General features: G+C 75.0%; 15 protein-coding genes and 1 pseudogene. 12 read left to right on the top strand and 4 right to left on the bottom strand.

What is annotated here, in order from left to right:
- Window positions 1-268: 268 nt before the first annotated feature.
- Entirely contained in the window at window positions 269-1,186 is a 918-nt protein-coding gene (locus tag OO57_RS07140; protein WP_033251449.1) for an alpha/beta fold hydrolase, read from the bottom strand.
- Window positions 1,187-1,419: 233 nt separating this feature from the next.
- Here OO57_RS07140 and OO57_RS07135 point away from each other — a divergent pair, with 233 nt between their 5' ends.
- The 3 genes from OO57_RS07135 (at window position 1,420) to OO57_RS07125 (ending at window position 2,841) form a co-directional block, all read left to right on the top strand.
- Window positions 1,420-2,076, top strand: a complete 657-nt coding sequence (locus tag OO57_RS07135; protein WP_033251448.1) for a TetR/AcrR family transcriptional regulator — start codon at window positions 1,420-1,422, stop codon at window positions 2,074-2,076.
- A gap of 140 nt (window positions 2,077-2,216) precedes the next feature.
- Window positions 2,217-2,444, top strand: coding sequence for a DUF3107 domain-containing protein (locus OO57_RS07130; protein WP_033251447.1), 228 nt, complete (start codon window positions 2,217-2,219; stop codon window positions 2,442-2,444).
- A gap of 121 nt (window positions 2,445-2,565) precedes the next feature.
- Window positions 2,566-2,841 (top strand): hypothetical protein, encoded by a 276-nt coding sequence (locus OO57_RS07125; RefSeq protein ID WP_033251446.1) that lies wholly within the window; start codon window positions 2,566-2,568, stop codon window positions 2,839-2,841.
- A 75-nt stretch (window positions 2,842-2,916) separates the two neighbouring features.
- Here the strand turns inward: OO57_RS07125 and OO57_RS07120 are convergent, their stop codons facing one another.
- Window positions 2,917-3,642, bottom strand: coding sequence for a ferritin-like fold-containing protein (locus tag OO57_RS07120; protein WP_033251445.1), 726 nt, complete (start codon window positions 3,640-3,642; stop codon window positions 2,917-2,919).
- A 579-nt stretch (window positions 3,643-4,221) separates the two neighbouring features.
- Here OO57_RS07120 and OO57_RS38365 point away from each other — a divergent pair.
- The 5 genes and pseudogenes from OO57_RS38365 to OO57_RS07100 all read left to right on the top strand — a co-directional run bounded on the left by OO57_RS38365 (window position 4,222) and on the right by OO57_RS07100 (window position 9,910).
- Window positions 4,222-6,472, top strand: a pseudogene (locus tag OO57_RS38365) (DEAD/DEAH box helicase).
- Window positions 6,473-6,656: 184 nt separating this feature from the next.
- Window positions 6,657-7,499: an alpha/beta fold hydrolase gene (locus OO57_RS07110; RefSeq protein WP_033251444.1), complete on the top strand. Its 843-nt coding sequence runs from the start codon at window positions 6,657-6,659 to the stop codon at window positions 7,497-7,499.
- A 425-nt stretch (window positions 7,500-7,924) separates the two neighbouring features.
- Entirely contained in the window at window positions 7,925-8,068 is a 144-nt protein-coding gene (locus OO57_RS44610; protein WP_162869915.1) for a hypothetical protein, read from the top strand.
- A 248-nt stretch (window positions 8,069-8,316) separates the two neighbouring features.
- The gene (locus OO57_RS07105; RefSeq protein WP_033251443.1) at window positions 8,317-8,955 is read left to right on the top strand and encodes a DUF6758 family protein; all 639 of its coding nucleotides are present in this window, start codon (window positions 8,317-8,319) and stop codon (window positions 8,953-8,955) included.
- Window positions 8,956-9,061: 106 nt separating this feature from the next.
- The gene (locus tag OO57_RS07100) at window positions 9,062-9,910 is read left to right on the top strand and encodes a PHP domain-containing protein (RefSeq protein WP_033251442.1); all 849 of its coding nucleotides are present in this window, start codon (window positions 9,062-9,064) and stop codon (window positions 9,908-9,910) included.
- A 20-nt stretch (window positions 9,911-9,930) separates the two neighbouring features.
- Here the strand turns inward: OO57_RS07100 and OO57_RS07095 are convergent, their stop codons facing one another.
- Entirely contained in the window at window positions 9,931-10,575 is a 645-nt protein-coding gene (locus OO57_RS07095) for a suppressor of fused domain protein (RefSeq protein WP_234337245.1), read from the bottom strand.
- A gap of 437 nt (window positions 10,576-11,012) precedes the next feature.
- Between OO57_RS07095 and OO57_RS07090 the strand changes: the two genes are divergently transcribed.
- Window positions 11,013-12,128, top strand: a complete 1,116-nt coding sequence (locus OO57_RS07090; RefSeq protein ID WP_033251441.1) for a magnesium and cobalt transport protein CorA — start codon at window positions 11,013-11,015, stop codon at window positions 12,126-12,128.
- A 25-nt stretch (window positions 12,129-12,153) separates the two neighbouring features.
- Here the strand turns inward: OO57_RS07090 and OO57_RS07085 are convergent, their stop codons facing one another.
- On the bottom strand, window positions 12,154-13,074 hold the full coding sequence (locus OO57_RS07085) for a DMT family transporter (protein ID WP_033251440.1): 921 nt from the start codon (window positions 13,072-13,074) through the stop codon (window positions 12,154-12,156).
- Window positions 13,075-13,249: 175 nt separating this feature from the next.
- Between OO57_RS07085 and OO57_RS07080 the strand changes: the two genes are divergently transcribed.
- The 3 genes from OO57_RS07080 to OO57_RS07070 all read left to right on the top strand — a co-directional run bounded on the left by OO57_RS07080 (window position 13,250) and on the right by OO57_RS07070 (window position 15,937).
- A complete protein-coding gene (locus OO57_RS07080; protein WP_033251439.1) occupies window positions 13,250-13,777 on the top strand; it encodes a hypothetical protein in 528 nt (175 codons plus the stop codon).
- 248 nt (window positions 13,778-14,025) lie between these two features.
- Window positions 14,026-15,315 (top strand): magnesium transporter MgtE N-terminal domain-containing protein, encoded by a 1,290-nt coding sequence (locus tag OO57_RS07075; RefSeq protein ID WP_033251438.1) that lies wholly within the window; start codon window positions 14,026-14,028, stop codon window positions 15,313-15,315.
- A 76-nt stretch (window positions 15,316-15,391) separates the two neighbouring features.
- Entirely contained in the window at window positions 15,392-15,937 is a 546-nt protein-coding gene (locus OO57_RS07070; protein ID WP_234337253.1) for a DUF1003 domain-containing protein, read from the top strand.
- Window positions 15,938-15,978: the final 41 nt, after the last annotated feature.

Raw genomic sequence — 15,978 nt, 5'->3', positions numbered from 1 at the left:
CCCTCGCCGTCTCGCCCCCCACACCTGTTCGGTCCGACAACACGACGGTAGAGCGCCGGGCCGAGCCCCCTAGGAGCCCGGCCCGGCTTGCCACACCATCGAGTGAACGCCCGTGACCTCGCGCGTCCCCGTTCCGTTTTCTGCCTTCGCGCCCGGTGCGCCCCGCGTGCGCCCGGTTCCGGCCCGGTTCCGACCCCGGCTCCGGCCCGGTTCCGGCCCGGTTCCGACCCCGGCTCCGGCCCGGTTCCGGCCCGACTCCGGCCCCGGCTCAGCGGCGGCCGTCGGCCTCCGCGAGCAGTTCCCGCACCGCGCGGGCGACCGGCTCGGGGTGCTCCAGCATCGCCACGTGCCCGGAGTCGGGCAGCACCAGCAGCCGGGCGTCCCGGAACGCGGCGCAGGCCCGCCGGGCGGAGCGGTAGGAGACCAGCTTGTCCTTGAGCCCGTAGACCAGCAGCACCGGCGCGGCGACCTGCTCGGCCTGCCGCCACAGCGACTGCTCGCCGCGCTCGGTGTAGGCGCTGACGATCCCGCGCGCGGACCCGGCCAGCACGCCGAGGGCGTACGGGAGCGCGGCCCGGCGGCGGTACTCGGCGACGGCGCGGGCCCGGCGGTGGGCCGGGATGGCCGCGGGGTCGGCGTAGACCAGGCCGAGCAGGTCGGCGGTGGCGGCCTCCGGGTCGGCGGCGGGGCCGCGGCGGCGGACCAGTTCGGCGACGCCGGGCACGGCCAGCAGCCCGGTGGACCAGGCGGTGCGCTGCGGGGGCAGCTCGGGCAGCGCCGGGGAGATCAGGGTGAGGCTGCGCACCAGGTCGGGGCGGAGCGCGGCGAGCCGGACGGCGACCGCGCCGCCGAGCGAGTTGCCGAACAGGTGCACCGGCCCGCGGCCGCTCTCCTCCAGGTACCCGATGACGGCGCGGACGTGCCCGGAGACGGAGAGGTTGCCGTCCAGCGGCGGGGCGGAGTGGCCGAACCCGGGCAGGTCGACGGCCTCGCCGTCGACGTCCCCGGCGAGCAGGTCGAGGAGTTCGAGCCAGTTGTCGGCGGATCCGCCGAGGCCGTGCACGAACAGGGCGGGCGGCAGGTCCTCGCGGGGCGCGGAGTGCCGGCTGACGGCCAGGGCTGCGCCGGGCACCTCGACGGTGCGGTGCGGCTCCAGGGCGGCGAGGGGGTGCTGGGAGGCGCTCATGGGGCACGATCGTAGTGACGGACGGGTCGGCCGCCACGGCCGGTCACGGGCCCGTACTGCCCCCGTCACGAGCCCGTCTCGACCCGTGGACAGTCCAGGTCCGGGTCGTATTGTGGGCTCCCGACAAGGGCGGTTGTGCGCTTTACTCGGCTTCACCCGCGCACGAGCGGGTTACCGGAAAGTAGAATCAATCACCCCGCCAGTCCACCGCAGACCGTGAAGTGAGGAGCGCCGTGACGGCCATCCAGGAGGCGCAGGAGCGCCCGCGCGGTGCCCGCCTGCCGCGAAGCGCCCGCCGTGAACAACTGCTCGGAGCCGCCCAGGAGGTGTTCGTCGCCCAGGGCTACCACGCCGCCGCCATGGACGACATCGCCGAGCGGGCCGGCGTCAGCAAGCCGGTGCTGTACCAGCACTTCCCGGGCAAGCTCGAGCTCTACCTCGCGCTGCTCGACAAGCACTGCGACGCCCTGGTCGACGGCACCCGGGCCGCGCTGGAGGCGACCAGCGACAACAAGCAGCGGGTGGCCGCGACCATGGAGGCGTACTTCCACTACGTCTCCAGCGAGTCCGGCGCGTTCCGGCTGGTCTTCGAGTCGGACCTGACCAACGACCCGGCGGTGCGCGAGCGGGTCGACCGGGCCACCGACCTGAGCGCGACGCTGGTCTCCAAGGTGATCGCCGAGGACACCGACCTGCCCGAGGCCGAGGCCAAGCTGCTCGCGGTCGGCGTCTGCGGCCTGGCCCAGATCACCGCCCGGTACTGGCTCACCCAGGACGGCGAGATCCCGCGCGAGGAGGCCGTCCGGCTGGTCGCCAGCCTGGCCTGGCGCGGCCTGAAGGGCTTCCCGATGCACCCCGCCCAGGAGGGTTCCGCCGAGCAGGCGGACTGAACCGGGATTCGGCCCTGAGCGGACCGACCCCCGACCTTCGCCCCCCGGCCGGGTCACTGCCTTAAGGTGATGCCCGTACGGCGCTCCCACCGCGAACGGCGGTCGGGGGCGCGCGGCCAGCTACCGGAGGGACGGAAGCCGTGGAGGTCAAGATCGGCGTGCAGAACGCGAACCGGGAGATCGTCCTGGAGAGCGCGCAATCTGCCGAAGAGGTCGCGGACGCGGTCGCCAAGGCCCTGGACGGCACCTCGAAGCTGTTCACCCTGGTCGACGAGCACGGCCGCCGGGTGCTGGTGCCGTCCGAGCGGCTCGCGTACGTCGAGATCGGTGAGCCGTCCGTCCGCAAGGTCGGCTTCGGCACGCTCTGAGCCCGCGTCACCGGCGCCCCGTTCCCCCGCCGGGGGGACGGGGCGCCGTGCTGTGCGTACCGGCGGGCCCGGGCGGGTAGGCGGACTGCTGCCGCAGCGCCGTACGCCCCGGGAGGCAGCCGTGTGGGAGACGATCGCGTCCGTCCTGATCGGGCTGGCCGTCGGGGTGGGCGCCCTGCTGGTGCGACCCGACCTGTACCCCGGCCCGCGGGCGCTGCCCGTCGGCACGGCGCTGGTCTCCGCGGTGCTGGCCGCCCGGATCGCCCACTACGTGCTGGACGGGCACGCACCGCTGCTGGAGCTGGCGGTCGCCGCCGTGTCGGCGGTCCTGCTGGTGTCGGTGCCGGCCCGCCCCGACCTGCGGCCGGAGCGCCGCGGCCGGCACCGCCACGTCTGAGCGCCCGGCCGCCCAGGAGGCCGGGCCGGGCGCCCAGGAGGCCGGGCCGGGCGCCCAGGAGGCCGGGCCGGTCGCTCAGGAGGCCAGGCCCAGCGCCGCCATCCGCTTGGTGTGGGTCTCGGTGATCCGGTTGAACATCTTGCCGACCTCGACGAGGTCGAAGCCGCGCACCTGCGCCCCGCCGACCAGCAGGTTGGAGAGCGCGTCGCGCTCGGCGACCACCCGCTGCGCCTGGCTGAGCGCCTCGCCCATCAGCCGCCGCCCCCACAGCGCGAGCCGCCCGCCGACCCGCGGGTCCTCGGCGATCGCCTGCCGCACCCGCTCGACCGCGAACCCGGCGTGCCCGGTGTCGGACATCACCCGCAGCACCAGGTCCCGGGTGTCGTCGTCGAGCCGGACGGCGACCTCGCGGTAGAAGTCGGTGGCGATCGCGTCGCCGACGTACGCCTTGACCAGGCCCTCCAGCCAGTCGGCCGGGGCGGTCATCCGGTGGAAGTTCTCCAGTGGTTCGACGAAGGGCCCCATCACCGCGACCGGGTCGGCGCCGACCTCTTCCAGCCGGTCGTGCAGCAGCTGGTAGTGCTGGAACTCGGCGGAGGCCATCCGGGCCAGCGCGGCCTTTTCCTCGATGCCGGGCGCGAACTTGGCGTCCTCGGCCAGCCGCTCGAAGGCGCTCAGCTCGCCGTACGCGAGGGCGCCGAGCAGGTCCAGCACCGCCGCCCGGTACTGCGGGTCGGCGGCCCGGGCCGCCCAGGGGCCGATCGAGTCGGTGGGCCCGTCCGCGGGTTCCTGAGTCTCCATGGCAACGACCTTAGTGGTCCCGCCCGGCCCCCCGGATCCGCCCGGCGGCCGCCCCGCCAGCCGGGCTCGGCCGGTCGGAGTAGCGACCGTCACGTGTTCGAGTCGTCGCTTGACTGTATGGTAGGTGGTGAGGCCAGGTGTAGACCGGCGCGGCCCGTCCGTCCAACGGCAGGCCGCGCAGTCGTGCCCGGTGGCGTTCAGCCGCCCGGTGCAGCACCCGGCGCTCACGCACGCGGATGCCCGGTCGGAGACCCGATCGGCTCCGACCTGGCCCGAGCCTCGGGCCCAGGCACCGCATCAGGCCGAGCGAGGGCCGCCGCGGACCGCGCCGACAGCGCGCCGCACGACCCGGTTCAAAACGGGAAGCCCTCCCCCGCGCCGCCCGCCCGACGCGCCCCTCACGGGGCCGCCCGGGCACGGCAGGACGCGTTCGGACTCGGCCCTCCACATGGAAGAGGCAGCACCCTGTCCACCACCGCTGAACCCGTCAAGACGACCTTCCGCGACCTCGGCATCCTCGCGGAGACCGCCGAGGCCCTGGAGGCCGTCGGCATCGTCCACCCCTTCCCGATCCAGGAGATGACCCTGCCGGTCGCGCTGACCGGTCACGACGTCATCGGCCAGGCCAAGACCGGCACCGGCAAGACCCTCGGCTTCGGCCTCCCGCTGATCGAGCGCGTCGTGGTCAAGGCCGACGTCGCCGCCGGCCGGGCCACCGCCGAGCAGCTCTCCGACGGCCCGCAGGCGCTCATCGTCGTCCCCACCCGCGAGCTCTGCACCCAGGTCACCAACGACCTGCAGACCGCGGGCAAGGTCCGCGACGTCCGGGTGCTGGCCGTGTACGGCGGCCGCGCGTACGAGCCGCAGGTCGAGGCCCTGAAGAAGGGCGTCGACATCGTGGTCGGCACCCCCGGCCGCCTGCTCGACCTGGCCGGGCAGCGCAAGCTCGACCTGTCCAAGGTCCGCGCGCTGGTCCTGGACGAGGCCGACGAGATGCTCGACCTCGGCTTCCTGCCGGACGTCGAGAAGATCATCACCATGCTGCCCGCCAAGCGGCAGACCCTGCTCTTCTCGGCCACCATGCCCGGCCAGGTCATCTCGCTGGCCCGCCGGTACATGAGCCAGCCCACCCACATCCGCGCCGCCGCCCCGGACGACACCGGCACCACCGTCGCCAACATCGAGCAGCACATCTTCCGTGCGCACTCGCTCGACAAGGTCGAGATGGTCTCCCGGATCCTCCAGGCCGACGGCCGCGGCCTGGCGATGATCTTCTGCCGCACCAAGCGCACCACCGCCGACGTCGCCGAGCAGCTCACCAAGCGCGGCTTCGCGGCCGGCGCGGTGCACGGCGACCTCGGCCAGGGCGCCCGCGAGCAGGCGCTGCGCGCCTTCCGCAACGGCAAGGTCGACGTCCTGGTCTGCACCGACGTCGCCGCCCGCGGCATCGACGTCGAGGGCGTCACGCACGTCATCAACTACCAGTGCACCGACGACGAGAAGACCTACCTGCACCGGATCGGCCGCACCGGCCGGGCCGGCGCCTCGGGCACCGCCGTCACCCTGGTCGACTGGGACGACATCCCGCGCTGGCAGCTCATCAACAAGGCGCTGGACCTGCCGTTCAACGACCCGGAGGAGACCTACTCCAGCTCGCCGCACCTCTACGAGCTGCTGCGGATCGCCCCCGGCACCAAGGGCGTCCTCCCCCGCTCCGAGCGCACCCGGGCCGGCCTGGCCGCCGAAGAGGTCGAGGACCTCGGCGAGACCGGCGGCCGCGGCGGACGCGGCCGCAGCGGCCGCGACTCCTCCCGGGACGGCCGCGACTCGCGTGACTCCCGCGATTCGCGCGACTCCCGCGGCGGACGCGGTGGCGCCCCCGAGAGCCCGGCCCCCGCCGAGCGCCCGCACCGCTCCCGCGAGCGCCGCCGCACCCGCGGTGGCAGCACCGCGGCCGCCGTCGCCCCCGAGACCCAGACGGTCGAGCAGCCGCAGCCCGCCACCACCGGCACCGGCCCCGCCGCCGCCCCGGTCGAGGGCCGCAGCCCGCGCCGCCGCAACCGCAACCGCCGGGGCGGCAACGCCGCCGCCGTCGAGGCCGCCGCCGTCGTCGCGGAGCCGGTCGAGGCGCCCGCGACCGCCCCTGCGGCCGCGCCCGCGCCCGTCGTGGAGGCCCCCGTCGACGAGGCCGCCGCCGCCCGCACCCCGCGCAAGCGCACCCGCAAGGCCGCCGCCCCGGAGCTGGTCGCCGCCCTCGCGGAGCCGGTGTCCGCCCCGGAGCCGGTTGCCGCCGTCGCGGAGCCGGTCCGAGGAGACCCCGGCCCCGGCGCCGCGCAAGCGCACGACCAAGAAGGCCGTCACCACCGAGACCGCCCCGGTCGAGGCCGCCCCGGCCGCCGCCCCGGTCGAGGAGGCCCCGGCTCCCGAGGAGACCCCGGCCCCGGCGCCGCGCAAGCGCACGACCAAGAAGGCCGTCACCACCGAGACCGCCCCGGTCGAGGCCGCCCCGGCCGCCGCCCCGGCGCCCCGCAAGCGCGCTGCCAAGAAGGCCACGGCCACCGAGGCCGCCCCGGTCGAGGAGGCCGTCGCTCCGGCCCCGCGCAAGCGGGCCACCAAGAAGGCCGTCGCCACCGAAGCCGCCCCGGCCGAGGAGACCCCGGCCCCGGCGCCCCGCAAGCGCACGACCAAGAAGGCCGCCGCCACCGAAGCCGCCCCGGCCGAGGAGGCCGCCGCCCCGGCCCCGCGCAAGCGGGCCACCAAGAAGGCCACGGCCACCACGGCCGAGGAGATCCCGGCCCCGCGCCGGACCCGCAAGGCCGTCGAGCAGTAACCGGCACCACCCCGCCGCGGGGGAGGGAGCGACACCACGTCGCCCCTCCCCCGCGGCGTTTCCCGGCCCCGGCACCCCCGGCCCGCCCCGCGCCCCCGTCCGCGCCGGCCCTCCCCCGTCGGGGTCGTCCTCCACCGTAGGGTGAGCCCGAAGCGTCGGGGCCGGAGATGAGGGGTCGCAGCGGATGAGTACGCCGCCGTTCTTGAAGTTGCCGTCGTGCGTGCGGGCGACCCGGGTGGCGGGGTTGGCCGCGCTGTGGGGCGAGCCGGTGGGGGCGGTGCGGGGGACGGCGGTGCTGGTGCCGGGGTTCACCGGGAGCAAGGAGGACTTCATCGCGCTGCTGGAGCCGCTCGCGGAGGCGGGTTTCCGGACGGTCGCGGTGGACCAGCGGGGCCAGTACGAGTCCGGCGGCCCGGAGGACCCGGCGGCGTACGCCGTCCCGGCGCTGGGGGCGGACGTGCGGGCGGTGACGGCCGGGCTGGGGGTGACGGGGCCGGTGCACCTGCTGGGGCACTCGTTCGGGGGGCAGGTGGTGCGCGAGGCGGTGCTCGCGGCGCCGGAGGAGCTGCCGTGGTCGTCGTTGACGCTGATGTCGACGGGGGCGGGGGTGATCGACCCGGCGGAGGCGGCGCGGACGGCGATGCTGCTGGAGGCGCTGGACTCGATGGACCTGGAGTCGATCTGGCAGGTGATGCAGCAGTTGGAGGGCGAGCGGGTGCCGCCGCTGGACCCGGAGATCGCGGAGTTCCTGCACCGCCGCTGGCTGGCGAACCGCCCGCAGGGGCTGCGGGCGGCGGCCGCGCACCTGGTGTCGGCGCCGGACCGGGTGGACGAGCTGGCGGCGGTGCGCCTGCCGAAGCTGGTGCTGTCCGGGGAGCGGGACTACGCCTGGCCGGTCGCGGAGCAGTCGCTGATGGCGGAGCGGCTGGGCGCGGCCCGGCTGGTGGTGCCCGGTGCGGGCCACTCCCCGAACGCGGACCGGCCGGCCGAGACGGCGGCGGCGCTGGCCGCGTTCTGGTCCGCCTGAGCGCCTCCTCGCCGCTCGCGGGTTTCCGGCCGGATCCGGGCCACGAGTGGGTTTCCTGACAGCCGTTCAGAAGTCGGCTGCGGTTTTCGCGCGACAAGAATCGTTAGCTCGGGTAATATTTGATTTCGTCCGGGATCAACACCCTCCGACGGCCGCACCCTCCTCCGGCCGCCGAAACCACGGATTTACCGGCGGGCAACCGCCGGGAAGCAGCGTCGCGGCACAGTGAGACACCGGGGCACCACGACCCCCCTCCAGTGCCGCAAGGAAAGTGCCGCTGAAGAAGTCCTGCCTGAGAGTGGGGGGAACGACGGGTGACTGCACCTGCCGGACGTCCGACCCAGCCAACGCCGACGAGCCACCGTCTGGTGGCCGACCGTCGGCCGAGTCCGCCTCGGACCCCGAGGACGGGAAGGGAGAGGCCCATGCGTTTCGAGATCCTTCGCCTGGATCACGCGGGAACGGAGACCGACCGGCTGATCGCCGACGCGGAGACCGTCTCCGAGTACCTGAAGGCCGCCGCACAGACCGGCGAGCGCCTGTACATCCGGCCGTGCAAGGCCGTGTGAGCGGACGCGGACGGACCTCCGAGTCCTCCGACGTTCCGATACCCGGCTGACGCCCCGTCATCGCAGGAGACCCCTGGGACGGCGGGGCGTCAGTGCGTTCGGGGGCCGCCACCTGCGGGGGTTTGACGGTGCTCCGGCCGGGACATCACCTCTGCCGGACCCGGGTCGTCGCCGGGGCGGCTCGTGGCGCACTCCTTACGGGTGATCGTCCTTGACGCAGCACTCCGGAGGGAGGACCGTTGTCGGTTATGAGGGGCGAGCCAAGCTGCCCGAGGTGCGCCGGTCGGGTCCGCGCCCCCGGCCTCTTCTCCGACACCTGGCAGTGCGACCTGCACGGCGCCGTGCATCCGATGCAGCCGGTGCTGCCCCCGAGCATCGAGGCCCTGAACGTGGCGGTGAACCGCTCGCAGGTGCCGGTCTGGCTGCCCTGGCCGCTGCCGGTGGGCTGGCTGTTCACCGGGATCGCGCACGCGGGTGACGACCTGTCCGGTGCCCGGGCCACCGCCGTCGCCTGCTCCGGCCCGGCCCCGCTGGGCGGGTTCGGCGAGCTGGTGCTGGTCGCCGAGGAGCTGGGCATCGGCCTGGGCGCCCGCTACGCGGGGCTGGACGGGCCGGACCCGGGCGATTCGGTGGGGCTGTACAAGCCGGCCGACGCGAAGCTGATGGCGGCGGGCCGTCCGACGCCGATGTTCCACGTGCCGGGGGCGCCGGACGACCGGGCGGTGTACGTCGGCGAGGCGCGCGGCCTGTGGCTGTGGGCGATCGCCTGGCCCGAGCAGTCGGCGCTGCTGATGCACGACGAGCTGGTGCTGACCGACCTGCGGGACGCGGGGGCCGAGCTCGGCCTGCTGCCCTGCGGGGCGCTCACCCCGCGCCTGCTGGGCTGAGGCCCTCCCGGCGCGGACCGCCGGGGCGCCGGGAGCGGGGGCGGGCCACCGCCCTGACGGTCCGTCCGCTGCCCCCGGCCCGGGCGGGCTCCCTATCCTGGGCGGCATGCGCATCGATCTGCACGCCCACAGCAACGCCTCCGACGGCACCGACTCCCCGGCCGAACTGGTCGCCAACGCGGTCGCGGCCGGACTGGACGTGGTGGCGCTGACCGACCACGACACGGTGGCCGGGTACGGGGCGGCGGCGGCCGCGGTGGCCGGGACGGGGCTGGTGCTGGTGCCGGGGGCGGAGCTGTCCTGCCAGGTGGACGGCATCAGCATGCACCTGCTGGCGTACCTGTTCGACCCGGCGGAGCCGGCCTTCGCGGCCGAGCGGGAGCTGGTGCGCACCGACCGGTTCCGGCGCGGGCGGGCGGTCGTGGAGCGCTGCCGGGAGCTGGGGGCGCCGATCAGCTGGGAGCAGGTGGAGCGGATCGCGGGCGACGGCTCGGTGGGGCGTCCGCACATCGCCTCGGCGCTGGTGGAGGCGGGCGTGGTGGCGAGCGTCTCGGACGCGTTCACGCCCGAGTGGCTGGCCAACGGCGGGCGGGCGGACGTCCGCAAGCACGAGACCGACCCGGTGGCGGCGGTCCGGCTGGTGCGGGCGGCGGGCGGGGTGCCGGTGTTCGCGCACCCGGGCGCGGTGAAGCGCGGGCGGACGGTGTCGGACGCGGTGATCGCCGAGCTGGCGGCGGCCGGGCTGGGCGGGCTGGAGGTCGACCACGTCGACCACGACGAGGAGACCCGGGCCCGACTGCGCGGCCTGGCGGCCGGGTTGGGGCTGTTCACCACCGGTTCCAGCGACTACCACGGCAGCCGCAAGACCGTCCGGCTGGGCGAGCACACCACCGACCCGGCCGCGTACGAGGAACTGCTGGCGCAGGCGACGGGGGCGGCGCCGATCACCGGCTGACGCCCCGCCGCCGCACGGTCTCAGTCGAGCGGGACGCCGCGGCGGCCGGGGTCGCGCAGGTCGGTGCCGTGCTGCAGCCAGCGCTCCTGGAGCGCCTCGGCGCCCTGGACGCGCTTGAACGCGGCCTCGTTGGGGGTCATCGGCAGCAGCGGCAGGAAGAGCACCGGGTCGGCCGGTGCGGGCAGTTCGAGGTCCGCGACCAGGCCGCCGGGCTCGGCGGCCAGCACCGAGGTGAACGGGGCGCCGGTCCACAGCGGGGAGCCGAGGTCGAGCGAGCCGCCGGGGGCCACCACCAGGCCCTCGACCTGCGGGCTGGCGGCGAACACCGCGAGCGCCTTGTGCACCTCGTCGCGGCCGCCGCGGACGGTCAGCACCAGTTCGGCGCGCGGGCCGCGCACCGGGTCGGCGACCGCGGAGGTCGGGTCAGCCATCGGGGCGGCGGCCATGCCGAGCGTCGCGTACCGGACCAGGCCGTCGGCGTCGGGGCCGAAGCGCAGCACCTCGATCCGGTCCGCGCCGACGAAGGTGACCGCGGCCCGGCCGGTGGGTTCGCCGAAGGTGCTGGTCAGCCGGGCCTCGACCAGGGTGAGGACGGTCTGCCGGGCCGGGCCCGCGGGGCCGTCCGGTTGCGAGAAGTCGCCGAAGTGAGGGAAGTCGTGCGCCATGCCGCGACCTTAGCGCGGGCGTGCCGGGCCGAACCTTGGCGCGACCTTTACCCGGCGGACGCCGAATGCCGGGCGCGGCCCCGGGAAGAACTGTTAATGTGAGCGGTCGGCCTTGTGAACACGAACCAGGGCCGCGACGGCCCCAGCGCGGGCCCCGGCGTGGAGGAGGTGGTCACGGTGGACAGCAGTCGACCATGCAGTACCGGCAGCTCTCTCCGGCCCACCCCGGCCCGCCGCCCGCGCGGCTGACCGGGCCCACCCCGCAGCGTCGCGCGCGGCCGAGAGAGCACCTTCCCCGGGGCTGATCCGACGAAACCCGCCCAGCGAACGGCTTTCTGACAGTTCTTCGGCCCTGGCGTGTCCACCGGTGTTTTCCGCCGTCGCGTCACCCCGGCACGGCCCGGGGCGCGCCGGTCCGGCCCTAGGGAGCCCGCGCCATGTCGATGATGCACAACCTGCGCGCCGCCGTCGTCCGTCCAGCCCGCCGCCGGGTCGGCGACGCGTTCGAGTCGAAGCCCGGTGACACCCCGTCCGCGGTGGTGGACTGCGCCGTCTACCAGCAGGGCAAGCGGGCCACCGAGACCTGCAGCCCGCGCGAGGCCGCCCGGCAGGTGAAGGCGGCGCACCAGTTGGCGCCCGGCTCGTTCAGCTGGATCGGCCTGCACGAGCCGACCGAGGCCGAGTTCGAGGGCATCGCGCAGCGCTTCGGCCTGCACCCGCTGGCCGTGGAGGACGCGGTGCACGCGCACCAGCGCCCCAAGGTCGAGCGGTACGACGGGATGCTGTTCGCGGTGTTCAAGACCGTCCGCTACGTCGAGCACGAGCAGCTCACCCCGACCAGCGAGGTGATCGAGACCGGCGAGCTGATGGTCTTCGCCGGGCCGGACTTCGTGATCACCGTCCGGCACGGCGCGCACTCCTCGCTGCGCGCCCTGCGGCACCGCCTGGAGGCCGACGACGAGGGCACCGGCCTGCTCGCCAAGGGCCCGGCCGCCGTGCTGCACGCCATCGCCGACCACGTGGTGGACAACTACCTGCTGGTCGCCGAGCGCCTGCAGAACGACGTCGACGAGATCGAGTACGACGTGTTCGCCAACAAGGGCGGCCGCGGCGCCGACGTCGGCCGGGTCTACCAGCTCAAGCGCGAGGTGCTGGAGTTCAAGCGCGCCGTCACCCCGCTGCTGCGCCCGATGCTGCAGCTCTCCGAGCCCACCGCACGGCTGGTCGACCTCGACATGCAGAAGTACTTCCGCGACGTCGCCGACCACCTGGCCCGGGTCAGCGAGCAGGTGCAGGGCTTCGACGAACTGCTGAACTCGCTGCTGCAGGCCAACCTGGCGCAGGTCTCGGTCGCCCAGAACGAGGACATGCGCAAGATCACCGCCTGGGCCGCGATCTTCGCCGTCCCCACCATGATCACCGGCGTGTACGGGATGAACTTCGAGCACATGCCCGAGCTGAAGTCGACGTACGGCTACCCGACGGTGCTCGGCGCGATCGTGGTGATCTGCTTCGGCATGTACCGGGGCTTCCGCCGCAACGGCTGGCTGTGACGGCGGCCGGGGGCCGGGCGGGGCGTCAGCGGCGCTCCGCCCGGGCCACCAGCACCAGGCCCAGCAGGATCAGCCCCACCGCCGGGTAGGACGCCGCGGGCGGCCACTGGCCCAGCCACACCGCGGCGATCAGCGCCGCGCCCGGGGTCTCCAGCAGGATCGCCGTCGAGGTGACCGACGGGCCCAGGGTGCGCACCACCCGGTTGCTCAGCGAGTGCCCGAGCAGCTGCGCCGCCACCATCAGCAGGAAGATCTGCCACCACGCGCCCGCCGACCAGCCGCCCAGCCGGACGCCCGTCAGCAGGCAGGCCGCCAGCAGCACGACCGCGCAGGTCGCGTAGCAGACCAGGGTGTACGCGGTGGTCGACACGGTGCGCCGCACCTCCGCGCCCAGCAGCATGTACCCGGCCGCCGCCGCGCCCGCGGCCAGCGCCAGGCCGTCGCCCAGCAGGGCGTGCGGGGAGACCGACAGGTCGACGCCGGTCAGCACCAGCACCCCGGCGAACGCCAGGCCCGTCCCCAGCCACACCAGCCGCGGCGCCCGCACCCCGAACGCCCGCATCAGCAGGATCGTCCACAGCGGGGTGGTGGTCACCAGCGCCGTCGCCGAGGCCACCGAGGTCATCCGCAGGCTCGGCATCCACAGCGCGAAGTGCAGCGCCAGCAGCACCCCCGCCGCCACCGCCAGCAGCAGCGCCCGCCGCGGGATGCCGCGCAGCTCGGCCCGGTGCCGCCACAGCGCGTACGGGCCCAGCACCGCCACCGACATGCCGTTGCGCCAGAACGCGATCGCCAGCGCGGGCGCGGCCGTCGCGCTGATCAGCGGCGCGGACAGCGAGATGCCCGCGATCGACACCGCCAGCAGCAGCAGGTCGGTGCGCGGCAGTTGCCGCCGTTCCCCGGGCACCGGGGGTGCGGCGGGGGCGGTGGTGCTGGCGGCGGTCACGGCGCTCCTTCGGGCAGTGTGCGGTGCCGGGGGCCCCGGGGGTCCGGGATCGGGGCCCGGGACGGGGATCCGGGATTATGGACGGCATACACCGTAAGGTCTGTCGGCACGCTACGGCACTGTCGTCCGGGGGATGGGACCGGCCCCGGACCGCCCAGGCCGTACGCTGTGCGGCATGGAGCGCACGACGACCCCGGGGCCGACCGACTTCCTCGACCGGGCCCTGGTGGAGGAAGCCGCCAAGAAGTCCGGCCTGCTCTGGGTCCAGCCCGCCGGGCAGCCGCACGCCCGCCCGCTCTGGCACGCCTGGCACGACGGCGCGATCGTCGTCGTCGGCGACGGCGCCGAGCAGCCCCTGCACGGCCTCGCCGCGAGCGGCTCCGCCGCGGTCACCCTGCGCAGCAAGGACAAGTGGGGCCGCCTGGTCGCCCTGACCGCCTCCGTCACCCGCCTCGAACCCGGCACCCCCGCCTGGGACGGCGCCGTCGAGGAGCTCAAGGGCAAGCGCCTCAACGCCCCCGACACCGACACCATCGGCGACCGCTGGGCCCGCGAGTGCCACGTCCTGCGCCTCGCCCCCGCCGACGCCCCGCTCGCCCCGCTCCCCGACGGCGCCCTCGCCGCGGCGCCGCTGCCCACCCCGGCCACCACCCGCGAGCCGGCCCCGGCGGGGCTGCCCAGGATCCTCTTCAAGAAGCGCTGACGCGCAGCCGGGGGCGCGGGGAACTGCCGCGCCGGACCCCGGCACCCGCTGCGAGGTCGCGGGCCGACGTCAACTCACCCCCGCCTCGCGACCTCGCCGACGCTCACCTCCGCTGCGCGCAGTTCCCCGCGCCCCCGGTCGGTTCCCCGCGCCCCGGGTTGCACGCTTCGCTCGTGCCGACGCGTCTCCTCCGCCCTCCGCCGCTAGATTTGGGGGGTTGTGTCCGTTTCCGCCGGAGGGAGTCTCGCATGGCGGGGCCAGGCAGCCGGGTCTTCATCTCCCACCTCTCCGGGGTCGCGGTGTTCGACCCTAACGGCGACCAGGTCGGCCGGGTCCGGGACGTGGTCGTCTCGTTGCGCCTGAACAAGCAGCCGCCGCGGGTGCTGGGGCTGGTGGTGGAGGTGATCGGGCGGCGGCGGATCTTCCTGCCGATGACCAGGGTGACCAGCCTGGAGTCCGGCCAGGTGCTCTCCACCGGGCTGCTGAACATGCGCCGCTTCGAGCAGCGCCCGTCCGAGACGCTGGTGCTGGCCGAGCTGCTGGACCGCACCGTGACCCGGACCAAGACCGCCGACGAGGTGACCGTCCTGGACGTGGCGATGGTGCAGACCCGGCTGCGCGAGTGGGAGATCGACAGGGTGTTCGTGCAGGCGGGGCGGCCGGCCGGGCGGCTGCGGAAGGCGAGGGGCGAGCAGCTGCTGCTGGACTGGTCGGCGGTGACCGGTTTCTCGCTCGCCGAGGAGGGCCAGGGCGCGGCCAACCTGCTGGCCACCTTCGAGCAGCTCCGCCCGGCCGACCTGGCCAACGTCATGCACCACCTGTCGGCGAAGCGCCGGGCCGAGGTCGCCGCGGCCCTCGACGACGACCGGCTGGCCGACGTGCTGGAGGAACTGCCCGAGGACGACCAGGTGGAGATCATCGGCAAGCTGCAGGAGGAACGGGCCGCGGACATCCTGGAGACCATGGACCCGGACGACGCCGCCGACCTGCTCTCCGAACTGCCGGAGGCCGACGCGGAGCGCCTGCTGCGGCTGATGGAACCCGCCGAGGCCGAGGAGATGCGCCGCCTGCTCTCGTACGAGGAGGACACCGCGGGCGGGCTGATGACCACCGAGCCGATCGTGCTGGAGCCGGACGCCTCGGTCGCCGAGGCCCTCGCCCGGGTGCGGGTCGCCGACACCAAGCCCGCGCTGGCCGCGCAGGTGTACGTGTGCCGCCCGCCGAACGAGACCCCGACCGGGACGTACCTGGGCACCGTGCACTTCCAGCGGCTGCTGCGCGAGCCCCCGTACACGCTGGTCGGCTCGCTGGTGGACGACGACCTGGACCCGCTGCCGCCCAACACCCCGCTGCCGCTGATCACCTCCTACCTGGCCACGTACAACCTGGTCGCGGCGCCCGTGGTGGACGAGGACGACCACCTGCTGGGCACCGTCACCGTCGACGACGTGCTGGACCACCTGCTGCCGGACGACTGGCGCGAGGGCGCGGCGCACGGCATCGGCGCGAGCACCGGCGGGGTGCGCGGTGGACGCTGACCGCAAGCGGCCGGGCGACGGCGGCCCGGGCCAGCGGATCCAGGGCGAGCTGCGCGAACTGCGGCAGCTGCGCGAACTGCGGGCCCGGGAGCAGCGCGGCCGCCGCGAGGAGCGCCCCTCCCCCTCCGGCGGCTCCCGCACCCGGCTCGACCAGCCGCGCACCGGCCGGCCCGGGCTGGTCCGGCTGCCCGCCTGGGACCCGGAGGCGTTCGGCAAGCTCTCCGAGCGGATCGCGCGCTTCCTCGGCACCGGGCGGTTCATCGTCTGGATGACGGTGGTGATCATCGCCTGGGTGGTCTGGAACACCCTGCTGCCGGAGTCCGTCCGCTTCGACGACTACCCCTTCATCTTCCTCACCCTGATGCTGTCCCTGCAGGCCTCGTACGCGGCCCCGCTGATCCTGCTCGCGCAGAACCGCCAGGACGACCGGGACCGGGTCAACATGGAGCAGGACCGGGCCCGCAGCGACCGCAACATCGCCGACACCGAGTACCTGACCCGCGAGGTCGCGGCCCTCCGGCAGGGCCTCGGCGAGGTCGCCACCCGCGACTTCGTGCGCTCCGAGCTGCAGTCCCTGCTGAAGGAGCTGGACGAGCGCCGGGAGTCCGCCGACACGCTGTGACCGGCGGCACGCTACCGGCGAGTCGGGGGTGGGGCGCCGCG

It is taken from the genome of Kitasatospora phosalacinea (assembly GCF_000717185.1).
Classification (GTDB): Bacteria; Actinomycetota; Actinomycetes; order Streptomycetales; family Streptomycetaceae; genus Kitasatospora; species Kitasatospora phosalacinea_A.
The sequence above is the reverse complement of the archived record's forward strand: the minus strand, read 5'-3'. Positions and strand labels throughout refer to the sequence as shown.

Excerpts from the sequence above, each read along its gene's own strand:
- OO57_RS44610 (WP_162869915.1), top strand. The coding sequence starts at position 7,925 with ATGCGTTTCGAGATCCTTCGCCTGGATCACGCGGGAACGGAGACCGAC.
- OO57_RS07100 (WP_033251442.1), top strand. The coding sequence starts at position 9,062 with ATGCGCATCGATCTGCACGCCCACAGCAACGCCTCCGACGGCACCGAC.
- OO57_RS07105 (WP_033251443.1), top strand. The coding sequence starts at position 8,317 with ATGAGGGGCGAGCCAAGCTGCCCGAGGTGCGCCGGTCGGGTCCGCGCC.
- OO57_RS07090 (WP_033251441.1), top strand. The coding sequence starts at position 11,013 with ATGTCGATGATGCACAACCTGCGCGCCGCCGTCGTCCGTCCAGCCCGC.
- OO57_RS07080 (WP_033251439.1), top strand. The coding sequence starts at position 13,250 with ATGGAGCGCACGACGACCCCGGGGCCGACCGACTTCCTCGACCGGGCC.
- OO57_RS07120 (WP_033251445.1), bottom strand. The coding sequence starts at position 3,642 with ATGGAGACTCAGGAACCCGCGGACGGGCCCACCGACTCGATCGGCCCC.
- OO57_RS07110 (WP_033251444.1), top strand. The coding sequence starts at position 6,657 with ATGAGTACGCCGCCGTTCTTGAAGTTGCCGTCGTGCGTGCGGGCGACC.
- OO57_RS07075 (WP_033251438.1), top strand. The coding sequence starts at position 14,026 with ATGGCGGGGCCAGGCAGCCGGGTCTTCATCTCCCACCTCTCCGGGGTC.
- OO57_RS07095 (WP_234337245.1), bottom strand. The coding sequence starts at position 10,575 with ATGGCGCACGACTTCCCTCACTTCGGCGACTTCTCGCAACCGGACGGC.
- OO57_RS07140 (WP_033251449.1), bottom strand. The coding sequence starts at position 1,186 with ATGAGCGCCTCCCAGCACCCCCTCGCCGCCCTGGAGCCGCACCGCACC.